Source organism: Variovorax sp. KK3, assembly GCF_001984055.1.
GTDB lineage: Bacteria > Pseudomonadota > Gammaproteobacteria > Burkholderiales > Burkholderiaceae_C > Variovorax.
On record NZ_LYVO01000008.1, the window covers coordinates 1 to 18,369 of the forward strand.

Below are 18,369 nucleotides of genomic sequence, written 5' to 3' on the forward strand. Positions count from 1 at the left end.
ATCCACCCCCAACGCCGCCTCCCCCGGCACGATCTGCGCCACCTGTTGCCTCAGCCACCCCTGCAGCGCGATCCGGTGCGTGCGCTCGTGCCACACCATCACCGTCTCGATCGACGGCACCTTCGTGGGCACCGGGTGCACCGTCAGCGGCAGAAAGCCCGCGAAGTGCCGGCACATCCAGAGCGGCAGCGTGGCGAGATGGTCGGAGCCGGCGACGATGTACGGGATCAGCATGACCGAGGACACGCGCACCATGCGCCGGCGTTCGAGGCCGGCGTCGGCCAGGCCTTGCGTGAGCGTCAGCTCCATCGTCGAGCGCGGTGAGAAGGGTGAGCCGAAGACGACGTGCGGCCGGGCCAGGTAGTCGTCGAGCGTGATGGGCTTCTGGCCCGGCGTGCGCGCGGTGATGCAGGCCAGCGGCTGGTCGAGCAGTGGCATCACGCGCAGTTCGGGCGCGGGCTCGGGGAAGTGGCCGATCGCGATGTCGCACTCGCCTTCGCTGAGCCATTCGCGCAGGTGCGTGGGGTCCGGCGCGCGCGCGTTCAGCGTGAGCCCGGGCGCCGCGCGCGACACGACCTGGGCGAGCGCCGGCATGTAGGCCATGCCCATCGAATCGGCCAGCGCCAGCGTCACCGTGCCGCTCGCGCTGGCCAGGTCGAGTGGGCCTTCGTCCGCGAAGATCTCGTCCATCAGTTCCAGGCCGCTGCGCACCTTGTGCGCGATGGCCTGGGCCCGCTCGGTCATGAGGAAACCATTGCCGGCGCGGATTAGCAGCGGGTCGCCGGTCAGCTCGCGCAGGCGGGCCAGGGCATTGCTCATGCCGGGCTGGCTCATGCCCAGGCGCTCGGCGGCGCGGGTGACGGACTTTTCGGTCAACAGCGCGTCGAGGCAGATCAGCAGGTTGATGTTGCTGCGTTTCATCGTCAGGGAGCAAAGGGCAGGGACAGGGACAGGGGGGAGAGGGCATCACGTCCACCGAATGGCGGCATTGCACGCGCCTCATTGTGGCGGCGCGGCGCGGGTGCTCGAATCGGTGGATATTCCCACCCCACGCCCCCACCCACGAAAGACTGCACACGACATGACCATCGCCACCGTCAAGCCCGCCCGATCCGAGGTCGTCTCCGGCCTCGCCCGCTTCGGCGACCTGCAGCGCTGCGAGGACGGCCTGCCCGACATGCAGCTGCCCGAATGCCGCCGCGCTTTTCTCAACGTGCTCGGCTTCGACCAGCCCAAGGGCGATGGCCAGTTCTCGCCCTTCGGCGACAAGGCCAAGGCGCGCGTGTCGCACATCAAGGCCGGTTTCGGCGTGTCCTTCATCGCGGCCGCGCCGGGCAAGGGGGTGCTGATGCACACCCACGACACCATCGAGACCTTCATGGCCATGAAGGGCCGCTGGAAGCTCGAGTGGCAAGGCGACCAGGGCGACGAGCACGTGATCCTCGAGCCGCTGGACTTCATCGCCATCGAGGTCGGCGTCCAGAGGCGCTTCGAATGCGTCGAAGCGCCGGCGGGCGAGGCCGAGGGCCTGCTGCTGGGCATGATCGGCGGCAACGCGCCGGCCGCCGAGATCGCACCCGAAGGCATCGAGCGGCTGGTGGAGGCCGGCATCTTCCAGCGCGAACCCGCAGCCGCCTAGCGCGACCGGCGCCGACGAGGGCAGGGCGAAGCGCCCACCCCTGCGACGATCGAGAGAGAAAAATCAGGAGACAACACGATGAAGACCGTTCTGCTGGCCGCCGCGGCATTCGCGCTGGCGGCGCCGCTCGTCCATGCCCAGTCGGCATGGCCCAACAAGACCCTGCGCATCGTCGTGCCCGCACCCGCAGGCACGGGCCCCGACATCATGGCGCGCGTCTACGGCGAGCACCTGAGCCGCAGCCTGGGCCAGCCGGTGGTGGTGGAAAACCGCGCGGGCGCCTCCGGCAACATCGGCGCCGAATACGTCGCCCGCGCGGCGCCGGACGGCACCACGCTGCTGTACGCCTACAACCAGATCCCGACGATGAACCCGCACCTGTTCGGCAAGCTGTCGTACGACATGCAGAAGGACCTGGTGCCGATCAGCATCACGCTGTCGACCGGCTACGTGCTGCTGGCCAACAACGACTTTCCGCCGAAGACGTTGGCCGAGGCCATCACCTACGCGCGCGCCCAGCCCGGCAAGGTGGCGTTCGCGAGCTATGGCCCCGGCACCGCGTCGCACCTGGCCTTCGAGATCATCCAGGAGCAGACCAAGACGCAGTTCCTGCACGTGCCCTACAAGCAGGGCCAGGTGACCGACGTGATCGCCGGGCAGGTCGCGATGGTGTTCGAACCCTTTCCCTCGGCCATTCCCTTCGCGGCCAGCGGCAAGACCAAGGCCATCGCCGTGACGACGCCCAAACGGCTGGCGGCGCTGCCCGATGTGCCCACCCTTGCCGAAGCCGTGCCGGGCTTCGACCTGCTGGGCTGGCAGGGCGTGTGGACCACGGCCGGCACACCGCCGGAAGTGCAGGCCCGGCTGCAGTCGGAGTTCGTCCGCATCACCCAGCTGCCCGAGATCCAGAAGCGCATCCGCGACCTGGCGTCCGAGCCGGTGGGCGGCAACGCGCAGGACATGGCGAAGCAGATCCGCTCGGAATACGACCGGTGGGGAACGGTGATCAAGGCGAAGGGCATTCGGCTCGACTGAACGAGCAGTGCGCGGCCCGAAGCGGCGCGCTCATCGGCGTCGCTGAGGTTTGAGGGTTGCATTCGCCATCAGCAACTCCGCAAACGCCTGCGCCGCCGGCGACAGGCTGCGCCCCGCCCGCCGCGTGATGCCGATGGTCCGGCTGATGGCCGGCCGTTCCAGCCGCACGCCCACCACCGCCGCTGGCTGGCGGGGCAGCGTGAGCTGCGGCACCACGGCGATGCCCATGCCGTTCTCGACCATGCCGATCAGCGTGGAGACGTGGCGCACCTCGCACACCGGCCGCGGCAGCGGCGGCAGCTCGGCGAGCGCCTGGTCGATGAAGAGCCGGTTGCGGCTGGCCTGCGACACGCGCGCGTGGGGGTACGCGGCCAGTTCCTCCCAGCCGACCGAGCGGCGCCGCGCCAGCGGATGGTCGGCGGGGCAGGCGAGCACGTAGGGCTCTTTCAGCAGCGGCGTGAAGTCGACCTCCGGGTCCTGCATGCCGATGTAGTTGAGCGCCAGGTCGGCCTCGCCCTGTTTCACGCTGGCGAGCACCTCGTCGGCCCCTTCTTCGATGATGCGTACCAGCACGTTCGGGTGTTTCTTGCGGAAGGCGTTGATCAGCGGCGGCATGAAGTGATGGACGGTGGAGAGCACGCACCCGATGGTCACGTCGCCCGTCTCCAGCTCGGCCGCGTCGCGCAGGCTGGTCACCGAGCGGTCGAGCTCCGCGACCAGCCCGCGCACTTGTCCCAGGAAGCGCCGGCCCAGCAGCGTGAGCTCGACGTTGCGCGTGGTGCGGTCGAACAGGCGCACGTCGAGCAGGTTCTCCAGGTGCGAGATGCGCCGCGACAGCGCGGGCTGCGACAGGTGCAGGGCACGCGCCGCCGCCGCGAAGCTCTGCGTCTCGGCGACGGTGACGAAGGCGCGCAGGTCGGCAAGCGATGGCTGGGTCATGGCGGGTGGCCTGGTTCTCACTCATGCAAGGAATGCAACAAAACACCAGAAGTTCGCAATTTACTGCAAGGGCCCGAATGCCGAAGATGCGTTCACAACAAGGAGACATCGATGCAACGTCGCCATCTGCTGCAGGCCGCGTCGGCGGCCCTCGCGCTGCCGGGCCTGGCGCTCGCGCAGTCCTACCCGGCCAAGCCGATCCGCTACATCGTGCCGGTGGCGGCTGGCGGCGGCAACGACATGATCGCCCGCGTGGTCGCCGAGCGATGGGGCCGCCTGCTGGGGCAGAGCATGGCGGTCGACAATCAGAGCGGCGGCGGCGGCGTGGTGGCCAGCCAGATCACCGCGCACGCGCCGCCCGACGGCTACACGCTGATGCAGGGCTACGTGGCCACCCACGGCACCACGCCGGCCACGCGCAAGGTGAACTACGACGCCATCAAGGACTTCACGCCCATCGGCATGATCGGCGCCACGCCCAACGTGCTGGTGGTCAATGCCTCGGTGCCGGCCAAGACCATCGACGAATTCGTGCAGTACCTGAAGAGCAGCGGCGCCGCGGTGAGCTACGGTTCGGCCGGCGCGGGCTCGCTCACGCACTTGACGATGGAGCTCTTCAAGCAGGAGACCGGCACCACCATCGTCCATGTGCCCTACCGCGGCATCGCGCCGGCCATCAACGACCTGCTGGGCGGGCAGACGCAGGCGATGTTCCCGGGCCTGGCGGCGGCCTTGCCGCACCTGCGCTCGGGCCGCATGCGCGCGCTGGCCGTCACCGGCAAGCAGCGCAGCCCGCAACTCAAGGACGTGCCTACGATGGAAGAGGCCGGCTTCAAGGGCTTCGATGCAATGCAGTGGTACGGCTCGGTCGGCCCGGCCGGCATGCCGGCGGACATCGTGCGCCGCCTCAACGAGACACAGGTGGCGGTGCTCAAGTCGCCCGACCTGGCCGAGAAGCTGGCCGGCGAGGCGGTGGAGCCCTGGCCGATGACGCCGGAGCAGTTCGGCCAGTACATCGCCACCGACATCGCACGCTGGACCGCGCTGGCCAAGGCCAGGAACATCCGGCTCGACGAGTGAACCGCTCGGCGGATTTCTCTTTTTCAACCCTTCTTCAACCATCTTTCCAACTTCCACCGAAGACTTCCCGTGGCCCGCAACACGCACGTCCCCGCCGACACCTCCGCACCGCCGATCACCGCCATCCTCGCCCGCTTCGTGGCGGGCCACCGCTCGCGCGGCTGGTCCGACGCGGTCGATCGCGAAGCGCATCGCACCTTCTACAACTGGCTGGGCTGCGCCATCGGCGCCGCGCGGCATGAAGCGGCCGAGGCCGCGCTGGACGCGGTGCAGATGCTGCAGCCGGCGCCGCAGGCCACCGTGCTGGGGCGCAACGAGAAGGTGGACATGGCCAGCGCCGCGTTGATCAACGGCATCACTTCGCACACCTTCGATTTCGACGACACGCACCTGAAGACCATCATCCATCCCGCCGGCCCCGTGGCCTCGGCCGTGCTGGCGCTGGGCGAGCAGCGGGGCGCCAGCGGCCGCATCGTGCTCGACGCGCTGGTGCTGGGCATCGACGTGGCCTGCCGCATCGGCAACACCATGTACCCCGACCACTACGACCGCGGCTGGCACATCACCGGCTCCACCGGCACGCTCGGCGCCGCGGCCGGCTGCGCGCGGCTGCTGGGGCTGGACGAACGGAAAACGGCCATGGCCTTGGGCATCGCCGCGTCGCAGCCGGTCGGCCTGCGCGAGCAGTTCGGCACCATGACCAAGCCATTTCATCCGGGCGGCGCGGCGCGTGCGGGGCTGCTGTCCGCGTTGCTGGCGAGCCGCGGCTTCACGGCCAGCGAGCGCGCGCTGGAGGCGCCGCGCGGCTTCGTGCAGGTGGTGTCGGACAAGCGCGCCTGGCACGAGGTGACCGATGAACTCGGCGAGCGCTTCGAGATCTCTTTCAACACCTACAAGCCCTTCGCCTGCGGCATCGTCATTCATCCGAGCATCGATGCCTGCGTGCGCCTGCGCGGGCAGGGCGTCACGGCGTCGCAGGTCGAACGCATCGAGCTGCGCGTGCATCCGCTGGTGCTCGAGCTCACCGGCAAGAAGACGCCCAAGGACGGCCTGCAGGGCAAGTTCAGCGTGTACCACGGCTGCGCCGTCGGCTTGCTGTACGGCCGGGCGGGCGAGGAAGAGTTCTCCGATGCGGTGGTCAACGATCCGCAGGTCTTCGCGCTGCGCGACAAGGTGCAGGCCACGGTGGACCCGGCCATCGACGAGGCGTCGGTCGCCGTCACGGCCGTGCTCACCGACGGCCGCCGCGTGGAGATGCGCGTGGACCACGCCATCGGCTCGATGCAGAATCCCTTGAGCGACGCGCAGCTGCAGGCCAAGTTCTATGCGCTGGTGGCACCGGTGCTGGGCCAGGCCCGCGCCGATGAGATCACTGCCGCCTGCCGGGCGCTCGACTCGGTGGAGGATATCCGCAGCCTCACCGCGCTCTGCGCAGGCTAGAACGATGACGAGCCAGACCCCCCTTCGCATCGGCGTCCTCGACGGCGACGACATCGGCCACGAGATCGTGCCGGCCGCCGTGCAGATCGCCCGCGCGGCCGCCGAGATGCACGCCGTGCAGATCGACTGGCATCCGCTGCCCATCGGCGCCCGCGCGCTGCAGACGCACGGCCACACGCTGCCGCCCGACACGCTCACGGCGTTGCAGACGCTCGACGGCTGGCTCCTCGGCCCCATCGGCCACCGTGCCTATCCCAAGGTGCCCAACGCGATCAACCCGCACCCGATCCTGCGCAAGCAGTTCAACCTGTTCGCCAACGTGCGGCCGACGCGCTCGTACCCCGACATCGGCTGCCTGCACGACGGCGTGGACCTGGTGATCGTGCGCGAGAACAACGAGGGCTTCCAGCCCGACCGCAACATGGTCGCGGGCTCGGGCGAGTTCCGGCCCACCGACGAGGTCACGCTGTCGGTGCGCGTCATCACCCGCACCGGCAGCCGCCGCGTGGCACGCGCCGCCTTCGAGCTGGCGCGGCAGCGCCGCAAGCACCTGACCTACGTGCACAAGGACACGGTGTTCAAGCTCGGCTGCGGCATGTTCGTGGAAGAGTGCCGCAAGCTCGCGGCCGAGTACCCCGACGTGCGCGTGGACGACGTGATCGTCGACACCTTCGCGATGCGGCTGGTGCGCGATCCGCAGACCTTCGACGTGGTGGTCACGACCAACATGTTCGGCGACATCCTGTCCGACGAAGCCGCGGGTCTGGTCGGCGGGCTGGGCATGGCGCCGGGGCTGTGCATCGGCGACGGCGACGTGGCGATGGCGCAGGCCACGCACGGCTCTGCGCCCGACATCGCGGGGCAGGGCGTGGCCAACCCGTACGCCATGATCGAATCGACCCGCATGATGTTCGAATGGCTGGGCCACAGCCGCGGCAACGAGGGCGCGGTGCGCATGGGCACGTCGATGGCGCGGGCCACCGCAGCGGCGCTGGCCGATCCGCAGGCGCGCACCGGCGACATCCGAGGCAGCGGCAACACCGGCAGCTTCACGCGGGCCGTGATCGACAATCTTTCTCCCTGAAACCCGACGGCGAAAGACGAGGCACCCATGCAGTCCTACTGGATGCAGATGAGCGACACGGGCACCACGCTGGAACTGCGCGAGACGCCGCCTCCCGTGCCGGGCCCCGGCCAGTTGCTGGTGCGCATGCAGGCCGCGGCGCTCAACCGCGGCGAGTTCCTGCTGGGCCACGGGCTGCACGGTCAGCCCGGCAGCTGGAAGGCGATCGGCGGCGAAGGCGCGGGCGAGGTGGTGACGGTGGGCAGCGGCATCGGCGGTGCTGGCGGCTTTCGCGGCGGCGACCACGTCATGGGCCGCTGCGCCGGCGCTTTTTCAGAGTATGCGTTGATGGAAGCGGCCGAGGCCATGCCGGTGCCGCCGGGGCTGTCGTTCGAGGAAGCGGCCGGCATTCCGCTGGCCTTTCTGGTCGCCTTCGACATGCTGGTGCTGCAAGGCCACTTGAAGGCGGGCGAATGGCTGCTGATCAACGGCGTGTCGTCGGGTGTCGGCGTGGCTTCGCTGCAGCTCGGCAAGATGCTCGATGCGAAGGTGATCGGCACGTCGGGCTCGGCTGCCAAGCTCGAGGCGCTGAAGTCGCTCGGGCTCGACGTGGGCCTGGCAACGCGCGCGGCCGACTTCGCACCGGCCGTGATGGAAGCGACCGGCGGACAGGGAGCGAACCTCATCGTCAACACCGTCGGCGGATCGGTCTTCGCCGAAGACATGCGCGCGCTCGCCTTCGAAGGCCGGCTCGCCACCGTCGGCCACGTCGACAACGTGCTCCATGCCGACATCGACCTGGAAGCGCTGCACCGCCAGCGCCTCACGCTCTTCGGTGTGTCGAACAAGTTGCGCTCCAAGGCTCAGCGCGCGTCGGCCGTGCCGCGCTTCATCGCCGAAGTGCTGCCGCATTTCGCGAGCGGCGGCCGCATGCGTCCGGTGGTCGACCGGGTGGTGAGTTTCGACCGGCTGCCCGAGGCCAAGGCCGACATGGAAGCCGGCGCGCACGTGGGCAAGATCGTGATTCGCATGCCCGGTGCGGCATGAAAGGAGACTCGATGAACGGCCCCATGACGACTCGACGCGCTGTGCTCGCCGCAGGCGCCCTCATGCTGGGCGGCTGCGCAGGCACGTCGCCGGCCGACACCCGTGCTGCCCGCCAGGCGATCGCGCCCGGCGGCACGCTGCGCGCGGCCATCAACTTCGGCAACCCGATCCTGGCCAAACGCGGCGCGGGCAACCAGCCGCAAGGCGTGTCGGTGGACCTGGCGCGCGAGGCGGCCAAGCGGCTCGACCTGCCCATCGAACTCGTGCAGTTCGATTCGGCCGGCAACGTGGTCGAGGCCCTGAAGGCGGGCCGTGTGGACCTGGCCTTCGTCGCCATCGATCCGGTGCGCGGCGCCGACATGGACTACACGGCGCCCTACGTCATCATCGAAGGCGCCTACCTCGTGCGCAGCGGCTCGGCGCTGCAGCGCAACGACGAGGTCGACCGCGCCGGCACGCGCGTGGTGGTGGGCCGCGGCAGCGCCTACGACCTGTTTTTGACGCGCGAGCTGAAGTCGGCGACGCTGGTGCGCGCGCCGACCTCGCCGGCCGTGACGGACATGTTCATGACGCAGAACCTCGACGTGGCCGCCGGCGTCAAGCAGCAGCTCGAGGCCGATGCGCGGCGCGTGGGTGGCGTGCGGCTGCTGCCGGGCCGCTTCATGGTCATCGAGCAGTCGATGGGGGTGCCCAAGGGCCGGGCCGCCGCACAGGCATGGCTCAGCGGCTTCATCGAGGAAATGAAGCGTTCCGGCTTCGTGGCGGCTGCGCTCGAGCGGCATGCGATCGAAGGCGCCGCCGTCGCGCCGTTGCGCGCGGGCTGATCCGCTGACGGGCTGAGCCTGAACTGTGGCCGAGCCACTCGGCCGTCACTCTTTCGCCGACGCCGCTGCGCAGGGCAACCATGCTCTATCGCATGGGCTTCGTGCTCGCGCCCGTGAGGCTTTTTCCTACGCCCGTGTCAGCCGCCGAGCATCGCCGTGCAGCTCAAGGGAAACCACTTAATGCCTTCGACTTGCCGGTGTAGGACAGCGGCAAATTCGGTTGAGCTTCGGCTCCGATTTTTCGGTTGTTGCGAGATGCTTCAGCTGCGAACAACACGCGGAAGAGGGCGCCACTTGTTCGGCAAAGGGCGCTGCGGCGAGCCACAACGAAGGCGGTTGGCTGCGGCAGGGGACGGTCTTTCTTGCAGGAGCATGAAGTGAAGATGCATCGACTCGTATGTACCGCGGCCGTGGTGGCCGCACTGGCCGCACTGGGCGGATGTTCTTCCAGCGGACGCGCTGGCTTCGCCCTCGGCGGCACGAGCAACGGCACGCCGGGCGGCATCGGCGACGGCAGCGGTGGCGCCAGCGGCGGTGCGAATGGCGGTGCCACCGGAGGCGCCGGCGGCGACGTGGCGGGTGGCGGCGGTGGCTCGGCCGGCGGAGGCGGCGGTACGGGTGGAGCGGGCGGCAACGGCGGCGGCACCGGCACGGTCGCCGCGTCGGCCACCGGCACCTTGCTCGGCAACGCGGGCAAGACGGTCAGCGGCCTGGGCACCACCGTGTCGGGCATCGGTCAGAACGGCGCTGCATCGGGCGTGCTGGCAAATGCCGGCAGCACGGTCGACAGCGCGGGCCTGGTGGTGAGCAACGGTCTCGGCAAGCTCGGCACCGGCAGCGACGCGATCGGCGGCACGCTGAGCGGCTTGCCGCTGGTGGTCGACAACACCGGCAAGACCGTGTCGAGCACCGGCGAACTCGTGACCGGCATCGGCAGCAACACGCCGCTGCGGCCCGTGACTGCGGCCGCGGGCGGCCTGGTCGACGGGGTCGGCAACACGGTCAGTTCCGTCGCGGGGCAACTCGGCGGCGTCACCGACAGCGGCGCGGTGCGCCAGGTCACCGGCCGGGTCAACGACCTGGTGGTGCCGATCGATCGCGGCGTGAGCACGCTGACCCAGCGCATCGGCGACGGCACCGGCATCGGGCAACCCGTCGCGGGCCTCACGCAGCAACTGGGCAGCGGCATCGCCGGTGGGCAGACCGAAGGCTTGCGAGCGAGCCTGGGCAGCACCGTGGCCTCGGTGGGTGGCATCGTGCATGCGCCCGACGGCAGCGCGCCGGGCAACGGCAACGGCTTGCTGGGCGGCACGCTCGGCGTGGGCGCGGGGCTCGGTGCGGTCGTCGGGGTCGGCGCGGGCACCGGGGCCGGCGGCCAGGGATCGAGCACGGGCACGGGCACGGGCACGGGCATTGGAGCCGGCGTGGGCGCGGGTGCGGGCGTGGGCCTTGCGAGCGCCGCGGGCACGGGCACTGCGGGCACCGTGGGCGGCCTCACCAACACCTTGGGCACCACCGTCAACAGCGTGACGGCACCGGCCGGTGCGCTCGTCCAGCCCGTGCTGGCACCAGTGACCGGCGCACTCACGGGCGGCAGCACGGCAGGCGGCAGCACGAACGGCAACCTCGTGAGCAACACGCTCGGCACCGTGAGCAGCCTGACCAACGGGCTGGTCGGCGGTCTGACGCAACCTCGCCGCTGACGGCGCGCGTGCCCCACGTCGTCGTGCGCCGCGGCGTGGCGCTCGGGTTCGCGCTCGCCGTGTGCGCCACCGGGCTGCATGCCCAGGCGCCGGCCGGCAACCCGTTGGACCGCTTGCCAGCGCCGCAGCCGATCGCGCCCACCGCGGGGCAGGCGCCGCGCGTCGACGTGCAAGCGCCACCGGGCCCGGCCGGCGACGTGCTGCAACGGCGCTTCACGGTGCGCCGCGTCGATGTCGAAGGCGTGGCCGCCTTGCCCTTCGCCGACATCGCCGGCCTGTTCGCGCCCTTCGCCGGACAGGAGGCGAGCGTGGCGCAGCTCGTCGCGGCTGCGGGGCAGGGCACGGCCGCTTACCGCGACCGCGGCTTCGCGCTGTCCTTCGTCTTCCTGCCGCAGCAGGACTTCGCCGATGGCGTGGTGCGCGTGGTGGCGGTCGAAGGCTACATCGCCGACGTGCGCATCGAGGGCGATGTCGGGCCTGCGGAGCCCAAGCTGCGGGCGATGGCGCAAGCGCTCCAGGGCGAACGGCCGTTGCGGCTCGAGCGCTTCGAGCGCGTCACGCAACTGCTGGCCAGGCTGCCCGGCATCACGATGGCGGCCGAGGCGGCGCGGCCCTCGACCACCGGCGGCGCCACGACCCTGGTGCTGCGTGCCAGGCGCAAGCCCTACAACGTGACGCTGGGCGCCGACTTGCGACAGCCGCGTTCGCGCGCGGTGCTCAGCGGCGTGCTCAACGATCCTTTCGCGCCTGGCAGTGAACTCAGCGCCTCGACGCTGGCAGGCGACTTTCGGCGCGAGAAGCTGCTGACCCTGGGCTACACGCAGTTCGTTGGCATCGACGGGCTCGCGCTGAAGGCGGCGTTCACGCGCTACAGCGGCTATCCCGACGCGCAGAACGGACGCGGCAGCGCCATCGAGCGCTTCAACACGAACCGCCGGCTCGAGTTTTCGGGCAGCTACCCGCTGATGCTGCGCGCCGCATCGAGCCTCACGCTGAGCGGCGGCTTCTATGCCGTGGACAACACCGACGACTACCGCGTGCAGGCCAGCGGCGCCCAGTTGTCCGAAGACACGCGGGTGCGCGCGCTGTTCGCACAGCTGGCCTACGCCGAGACGCGCGCCGACCGCAGCCGCGCCGCCAGCCTGATGCTGGCGCAAGGCCTCGACGGCGCCGGTGCGCTGGCGCGCAACCGCAGCAACGTGGCCGGGCTCGCTGGGCCCGGCAGCGCACGTCTCGACTTCACGCGCCTGCTGCTGGAAGCGAGCCAGCGCGACCGCTACGCCAACCAGTGGGGCACGGGCTTTTCATTCGCCGCGCAGCACAGCCCGCATCCGCTGGCAGCGTCGGAGCGCATCTCGTTCGGCGGGCCTCGCTTCGGCCGCGGCTACGCGCCCGGCGATGCCGCAGGCGACGCCGGCTGGGGCATCGGCCTCGAACTCAACCGGATGTTCAGGATGGAGGGCAACTGGCTCAAGCAGGTCGAGCCCTATCTGCTGCTCGAAGCCGCGCGCACGCGCCTGCATGCCCGGTCGGTGGCGCAGGGGCCGCAGAAGCTGCGCTCCGTCGCGCTGGGCATCCGGCTGTCGGACGCGAAGCGCTACAGCCTCGACCTGGCGGTGGCCAAGCCCACCGGCGATGCGACCAGCACCAATCCGAACCGGCGCGCGCGCCTGAGCGTGCTGCTGGCCTGGCAGCTCGAGCCGCAGTGAACGACAGGGCGCCTCAGTCGGTCACCGGCGCCGACGAGCGCGTGAGCCGCCAGCCCAGGTTCATGCCGGCCGCCGCGATCAGGATCGCGGCCGAGCCGACGAGCTGCAGCGGCTTCAGCCGATGATCGAAGGCCACGAAGTCCACCACCATCGCGAAGATGGGGTACAGGAAGGACAGCGCGCCGATCGAGTGCGTCGGCAGCTTCTGGATCGCACCGTAGAGCAGCGCGAACACCAGGCCGGTGTATACCGCGCCCATCACCACGAAGTCGACCCAGGCGCGGGTCTCCGTCGGCAGATGCGTGAGGTTGGCGAAGGGCGCGATCATCACCGTGCCTACGCAGACATGGATCAGCGCGATCAGGTGCGGCGGCTTGTCGCCGAGCTTCTTGGTCACGATCGCCGCGATGGCGTACAGAAACGCGGCGCCCAGCGCCATCAGCACGCCTGCGACGTACTCGCTCGACGGCCCGGCATAGGCGGCGGCCGAAGGGCGGGCATACACGATCAGCAACACGCCGGCGAAGGCGATGCCCAGCCAGCCCACCATCGTGGCGGTGATGCGCTCCGAAAAGAAGATCGCGCCCAGCGCGACCAGGATGAAGGGCTGCGTGTTGTAGACCGCGATGGCCACCGAGATCGAGGCCCGTGAAAACGACTCGAAGATCAGCAGCCAGTTGAGCACGATCGCGGTGCCGCCGAGAACCGCCCAGCCCAGTTGGCTCCACGTCAGTGCGCCGCCCTTCAGCGACCCCGTGAGCCAGCAAACGATCAGCAGCGCCGCGGCCCCGAAGACGCAACGCCAGAACAGAAGTTCGGTGATGGGTTGACCCGAATACACGACGAACCAGCCGATGGTCCCCGATATCAGCATGGCCGCAATCATCTGGAGCGTGCCGATTGTTTTCTTGTTCATGCTCGGTAGGTGACAGTGGGACTCCGCACTGTAGCGCCTCGGAAGCGCGTTCTCGTTTTATCAGTAAAACGTTGTTGCCGGCCTGCTTGTCCGCATCGCCGGCAGCCGAGCACGCAGGGCCACTACATGAGTTCCTTGCTCGACACCGCCGCGGCCTGCAGGTCGGGCACCAGCGTGAGCAAGCGGCGGGTCAGCCAGTACAGATGGGACGGGTCGATCGGGTTCGGCAGGCGAAGGATCTTGATCAGGCGCTGCGGCCGGTCACCGAAGGCGGGCGCCGCGCTCAACGGCTCCAGCATGCGTGCGAGCTCGGCGCGCACCTGTTCGTCGAGCAAGTCGTGTTCGTCGAGGCTGCGCCAGATGGCCTGCACCGCGCGCCTGCACAGGTCGGCATGCGACGACGGGCCCAGCACCGCCTGGTAGTTCGCGGTGTCGAGCGGCATCGAAAGCGTGCCGTGCGTGTCTCCGTATGCGGTGCTTCGGGATGAAGGCATGCAAGCCCTCCTTCACGCCGCCCACGATACGCCGCGGGCACGGCGATGGCAACGGGCGCCGCCCCGATGTGGTGCAAGCGCCTATGCCGCGCCGCGGAAGCAGGACAGGCCCCAAGGCGTGAGCTTCACCGGAAGGTGGTAGTGCTGCGAAGGGTCGGCCACGCCGAAGCGGAAGCACTGCACGTCCATGAAAGCCGGCTCGGGCAGGGTCTGTCCGCGCGCCCGGTAGTAGCCGCCGACGTGCAGCCGCATCTCGTAGACGCCCACGTCGAACACCTGCGCCTCTGCTTCGATGCCGTCCACCACGCCGTTGCGGCCGACCGTGCCGGTGACCATCGGCTCCCAGCGCTCGGGCCGGCCGCGCTCGACCTCGCCCTTGCGCAGGATCTCCACCTTCATGCCCGTGGCCACGACGCCATTGGCCACGTCCACCACATGAATCGATACAGCTTGCATTCCCGCCTCCTCGCGTGTTGCATGACCGACAGAGGCGTGACTGTAGTGGATCGTGGCGTGGACGGAGCCGGCTGTTTTCAGTTCGCTCGGCGTCTCACGCCTGTCGTCGGAATTTCGCAGGCACGCACTCTGCGACGTTGTGGCTGACCGACACGATCAGTTGCCACAGGATGGCCGGACATGCCGGTGGATGCGGGTGGTTCGGAAATCGGCGGCCACCTTCGACCGCGATCTCGCGCTCGCATCCCGTACAGCGATAGATGCCGCTGTAGGCCGCGTCCATATGAGGCCCGAACGTGCGGTCGAACGCCTTCGAGGACGAAGGTCGCACCCTGCGCATCTCCTTGAAGATGGCCATCGCGCTCTCCCGGTTTCGACCGGCTGGAAGCGTTCCGGCGGAATGCTCCTTCAACGGTCGCACCGTAAGCGTAGGCGGCGCCGAAAGGCTTGCCTGTAGGGCGGCATCTCGTGCTGAAAGGCACTGTGAACTTTCACTCAGCTGTGTACTAACTGATTCACTGCTCGCTGAATGCTTAGGGTTTCAGCTGAGTACATCACTTCGTGCGCGTGTGCAGTAGTCGACGTTTGGAGCACAGCCCCGGCGACCTGGAAATCGCGCCGCGCCTTACAAACGCGCCGCGGCATCAATCCTCCAGTTCAATTTTTCTACCCCACCACCATGACTCTGCTTCCTTCGTTTCAACTGAACCGTCTCGTGATCGCCTCGGCCGTCGCCGCAGCGCTTTGCGTGGTGTCCGGCTGCTCCTCCAGCGGCCGTGCCGGCTTCGCCCTGGGCGGTACCAGCGGTGCCACGCCAGGTGGCCTGGGCGCCGCCGCGAGCGCCGACGCGTCCACCGCGAGCAGCAGCCAGACATCCGCCAGCGGCGGCGGCACGACCGGCCAAGGCAACGGCGGCAATAGCGGCAACGGCGGCAACGGCGGCAACGGCGGCACCGGACCCAGCGTCGTGATCGGCGGCGGGCCGATCCCCGGCGTTCCGGACGTCGGCGACGGCACCATCACCGTTGCGAACGTCGGGAACGCAAAGACCGGCAACATCCTCGACGGTGTCGGCCAGGCCGTGACCGGACTGGGCTCGAAGGTCGAAGGCGTCGATGCGGGCGCAGCCACCGGCCTGCTGCAGAACGTGGGCCGCACCGTGGGCAGCACGGGCGAAGCCGTCAGCAATGGACTCGGCCGCCTCGGCCGAGGGACCGAAGCGATCGGCGCAACGCTGGATGGCGTGCCCGCCGTGATCGACAACGCGGGCAAGACCGTGTCGAGCGCGGGCGACCTGGTGCGGCAGATCGGTGCGAACGGCGCGCTGGAACCCGTGACCGGCAGCGCGGGCCGCCTGGTCGACAACACCGGCCGCGCGGTCAGCGGCATCGCTGCGGGCGTCGACAGGGTGGTGGACGGTGTGGCCGTGCGCCAGCTGACCCGATCCGCCAACGACCTGGTCGTGCCCATCGAGAGCGGACTCACCACGTTGACGCAGCGCGTCGGCGACGGAACCGGCGTCGGACCCGTGGTGGCCGGTGTCGCCAATGCAACCGGCGACGCGCTCGCGCGCCAGCAGTTGCTGGGCCTCGGCAACGGCTTGGGCCAGACCTTGAACGCGGCGGGCACGCTGGTGCATGCGCCCGCGTCCGTCGCCGGCGCTTCGTCGGCCACCAGCGCGACGTCGGCCACGCCGGCTGCCGGACTCGGTACGACACTCGCATCGGTCGCACCCGTCGGGGTGTCCCAGACTGCCGTGCTGGGCACGAGCGTGAGCGCGATCGCCAACAACACGCCGGTCCTGAATGCGGTTGCACCGACACTGAATTCCGCCCTGAACGCGACCGTGGGCGCCGTGTCGCCGGCTGCCGGCTCCACGGTCTCCGCCGTGGCGCCGATCGCCAGCGCGGCCGTCTCCACCGTCTCGACGATCGCAACGCCCGTTGTCGGCGCGGTGTCGCAGGTCGCCTCGCCCGTCCTGTCCTCCGTCGCGGCCCCGGTCGCGTCGTCGATCGTGAGCCCCGTCGTGAGTTCTGTCGTGAGCCCTGTGGTCACCTCGGTCGTCGCGCCGGTCGTTTCGACCGTCGGTACCGTGGTCGCGCCCGTTGCCGCCACCGCCACCGGCGCAGTCAGCGGCGTGGGCAGCACGGTCGGCAGCACGCTGTCCAACTCGTTGGGGCTGACCGGCAATGCGCTCAACGCACTGGGGCGCCGCTGATCCGCCGACAACCGATCTTCCGATTTCCTGATCCTTCCCCATGCCCCGACGACTCCATCGTGTCGGCGCGGCGCTGGCGCTCGCCTGCGCCGGCGCCGCACTGCACGCGCAGACGCCGCCTGCCGGCAACCCGCTCGAACGACTGCCCGCGCCGGCGCCCATCCCCGGTGCGGCGGCACCCGCGCCCCGGCTCGACACGCGCACGCCCGAAGGCGCGGCGGCCGCCGGCCTCGCGCGCCGTTTCACGCCGCGGCGCTTCGACATCGAGGGGGTGAACGCTCTGCCCTTCGCGGACATCGCCAAGCGCTTCTCGCCGCTGGCCAATCAGGAGGTCAGCGTCGCCCAGCTCGTCGCCGCCGCACAGGCCGGCACCGCGCTGTACCGTGAGCAGGGACATCCGCTCTCGTTCGTGTACCTGCCCGCGCAAAGCTTCGAGAACGGCGTCGTGAGGGTGGTCGCGGTCGAAGGCTACGTGGCCGAAGTCCGCATCGAAGGCGAAGCCGGCCCGGTTGCCGGCAAGGTGCGCGAGATTGCCGAGGGCCTGACGAAGGAACGGCCGCTCACGCAGAAGAGTTTCGAGCGCGTGACTCAGTTGCTCATGCGCCTGCCTGGCCTCAGCGTCGCAGCCAATGCCGCAATGCCGTCGACCACCAGCGGCGCGACGACGCTCGTCCTGCAGGTCAAGCGCGTGCCCTACAACGTCTCGGTGGGTGCCGACATCCGCCAGCCGCGCGCGCGGGCCGTGCTGAGCGGCGTGTGGACCGACCCCGTGGTGCCCGGCAGCGAGCTGTCCGCGTCGACGCTGGCCGGCGACTTCCGGCGCGAGAAGCTGTTGACGCTGGGCTACAGCCAGTTCGTCGGCAACGACGGCCTGGCCTTCAAGCTCGGCGTGTCGGACTACCGCGGCTATCCCGATCCGGCGTCCGGGCGCGGCGCCACGCTCGAACGCTACAACACCAACCGCCGGCTCGACCTCGCGGCCAGCTACCCGCTGCTGCTGAACGCACGCAGCAGCCTGATGCTCAGCGGCGGGCTCTACGCCGTCGACAACGTCGACACCTACAGCGCGCCGGCCAGCGGCGGCTGGCTCGCCGAAGACACGCGCGTGCGCGCGCTCTTCGCGCAGCTCGCCTACACCGACGCCACGCCCGAACGCAGCCGCACCGCCAGCGTGCTGTTCGCGCAAGGCATCGACGGCCTGGGTGCGTCCGCGGTCAACCGCAGCAATATCGCCGGGCTCTCGGGCGCCAACGCGGCGCGCACCAGCTTCAGCCGCGTGGCCGTCGATGCGGCGCAGCGCGATCGCTTCGCAGGCGGCTGGGGCACCGGCTTCTCGTTCGGCGGCCAGTACGGCACAGGGCCTCTGGCCTCGTCGGAGCGCATCTCGTTCGGTGGCGCACGCTTCGGGCGCGGCTATGCCGCGGGCGATGCGGCCGGCGACTCGGGCTGGGGCGTCGGCGCGGAACTCAACAAGGTCTGGCGCACCGACTTCGCCTGGCTCAAGCAGGTCGAGCCTTACGTGCTGCTCGAAGCAGCCGGCGTGTCGACGCGGCAGGGCCAGCCGTCGCCGCAGAAGCTGGGCTCGTTCGCGCTCGGCGTGCGGCTGTCGGACGCGCGGCACTACAGCCTCGACCTGGCCGTGGCCAAGCCGACCGGCGATGCCGCGGCCAGCAACCCGCAGCGCAAGCCGCGCCTGAGCCTGATGCTGAGCTATCAGCTGGCATCGCCGTCGTAGGCGCAGCAACAGTCGGGCGAAGCCAGGCGTCGAGACGCCTGGTGCAGACACGGGACGGCAAGACCACGACC

At 69.9% G+C, this 18,369-nt stretch carries 17 protein-coding genes; 11 read left to right on the top strand and 6 right to left on the bottom strand.

Features of this window, described 5'->3' with window-relative positions:
* Positions 1-921: LysR family transcriptional regulator (locus tag B0W80_RS05770; RefSeq protein ID WP_076998164.1), on the bottom strand; the 921-nt coding region annotated here is incomplete at its 3' end.
* A gap of 160 nt (positions 922-1,081) precedes the next feature.
* Here B0W80_RS05770 and B0W80_RS05775 point away from each other — a divergent pair.
* Positions 1,082-1,639 carry a hypothetical protein gene (locus B0W80_RS05775; protein WP_076998165.1) on the top strand — a complete coding sequence of 186 codons (558 nt, stop codon included), beginning with the start codon at positions 1,082-1,084 and terminating at the stop codon, positions 1,637-1,639.
* Positions 1,640-1,717: 78 nt separating this feature from the next.
* Entirely contained in the window at positions 1,718-2,674 is a 957-nt protein-coding gene (locus tag B0W80_RS05780) for a tripartite tricarboxylate transporter substrate binding protein (RefSeq protein WP_076998166.1), read from the top strand.
* Positions 2,675-2,704: 30 nt separating this feature from the next.
* Here the strand turns inward: B0W80_RS05780 and B0W80_RS05785 are convergent, their stop codons facing one another.
* The gene (locus B0W80_RS05785) at positions 2,705-3,613 is read right to left on the bottom strand and encodes a LysR family transcriptional regulator (protein ID WP_076998167.1); all 909 of its coding nucleotides are present in this window, start codon (positions 3,611-3,613) and stop codon (positions 2,705-2,707) included.
* 111 nt (positions 3,614-3,724) lie between these two features.
* Between B0W80_RS05785 and B0W80_RS05790 the strand changes: the two genes are divergently transcribed.
* The 7 genes from B0W80_RS05790 (at position 3,725) to B0W80_RS35365 (ending at position 12,479) form a co-directional block, all read left to right on the top strand.
* Positions 3,725-4,693 carry a tripartite tricarboxylate transporter substrate binding protein gene (locus B0W80_RS05790; RefSeq protein WP_076998168.1) on the top strand — a complete coding sequence of 323 codons (969 nt, stop codon included), beginning with the start codon at positions 3,725-3,727 and terminating at the stop codon, positions 4,691-4,693.
* Positions 4,694-4,762: 69 nt separating this feature from the next.
* Positions 4,763-6,133: an MmgE/PrpD family protein gene (locus tag B0W80_RS05795; protein WP_076998169.1), complete on the top strand. Its 1,371-nt coding sequence runs from the start codon at positions 4,763-4,765 to the stop codon at positions 6,131-6,133.
* Between the two features lie 4 nt (positions 6,134-6,137).
* Complete coding sequence (locus tag B0W80_RS05800) at positions 6,138-7,217, top strand: isocitrate/isopropylmalate dehydrogenase family protein (RefSeq protein ID WP_076998170.1); 1,080 nt, start codon at positions 6,138-6,140, stop codon at positions 7,215-7,217.
* Positions 7,218-7,244: 27 nt separating this feature from the next.
* The gene (locus B0W80_RS05805) at positions 7,245-8,243 is read left to right on the top strand and encodes a zinc-binding dehydrogenase (RefSeq protein WP_076998171.1); all 999 of its coding nucleotides are present in this window, start codon (positions 7,245-7,247) and stop codon (positions 8,241-8,243) included.
* A 62-nt stretch (positions 8,244-8,305) separates the two neighbouring features.
* Entirely contained in the window at positions 8,306-9,067 is a 762-nt protein-coding gene (locus B0W80_RS05810; RefSeq protein ID WP_076998266.1) for an ABC transporter substrate-binding protein, read from the top strand.
* 383 nt (positions 9,068-9,450) lie between these two features.
* Positions 9,451-10,770, top strand: a complete 1,320-nt coding sequence (locus tag B0W80_RS05815; protein WP_256856503.1) for a collagen-like triple helix repeat-containing protein — start codon at positions 9,451-9,453, stop codon at positions 10,768-10,770.
* An 8-nt stretch (positions 10,771-10,778) separates the two neighbouring features.
* A complete protein-coding gene (locus B0W80_RS35365) occupies positions 10,779-12,479 on the top strand; it encodes a ShlB/FhaC/HecB family hemolysin secretion/activation protein (protein WP_076998173.1) in 1,701 nt (566 codons plus the stop codon).
* Positions 12,480-12,492: 13 nt separating this feature from the next.
* Here B0W80_RS35365 and B0W80_RS05825 read toward each other — a convergent pair whose 3' ends face one another.
* The 4 genes from B0W80_RS05825 to B0W80_RS05840 form a co-directional block, all read right to left on the bottom strand.
* On the bottom strand, positions 12,493-13,395 hold the full coding sequence (locus tag B0W80_RS05825) for a DMT family transporter (protein WP_076998174.1): 903 nt from the start codon (positions 13,393-13,395) through the stop codon (positions 12,493-12,495).
* Positions 13,396-13,517: 122 nt separating this feature from the next.
* A complete protein-coding gene (locus B0W80_RS05830; RefSeq protein ID WP_143684494.1) occupies positions 13,518-13,889 on the bottom strand; it encodes a hypothetical protein in 372 nt (123 codons plus the stop codon).
* An 81-nt stretch (positions 13,890-13,970) separates the two neighbouring features.
* Positions 13,971-14,345, bottom strand: a complete 375-nt coding sequence (locus B0W80_RS05835; protein WP_076998176.1) for a hydroxyisourate hydrolase — start codon at positions 14,343-14,345, stop codon at positions 13,971-13,973.
* 94 nt (positions 14,346-14,439) lie between these two features.
* Positions 14,440-14,703, bottom strand: a complete 264-nt coding sequence (locus B0W80_RS05840) for a hypothetical protein (RefSeq protein ID WP_076998177.1) — start codon at positions 14,701-14,703, stop codon at positions 14,440-14,442.
* 321 nt (positions 14,704-15,024) lie between these two features.
* On the opposite strand from B0W80_RS05840, the gene B0W80_RS05845 reads away from it, so the two are divergent.
* Complete coding sequence (locus B0W80_RS05845; RefSeq protein WP_143684495.1) at positions 15,025-16,563, top strand: collagen-like triple helix repeat-containing protein; 1,539 nt, start codon at positions 15,025-15,027, stop codon at positions 16,561-16,563.
* 40 nt (positions 16,564-16,603) lie between these two features.
* On the top strand, positions 16,604-18,298 hold the full coding sequence (locus B0W80_RS05850) for a ShlB/FhaC/HecB family hemolysin secretion/activation protein (RefSeq protein WP_076998179.1): 1,695 nt from the start codon (positions 16,604-16,606) through the stop codon (positions 18,296-18,298).
* Positions 18,299-18,369 lie beyond the last annotated feature (71 nt).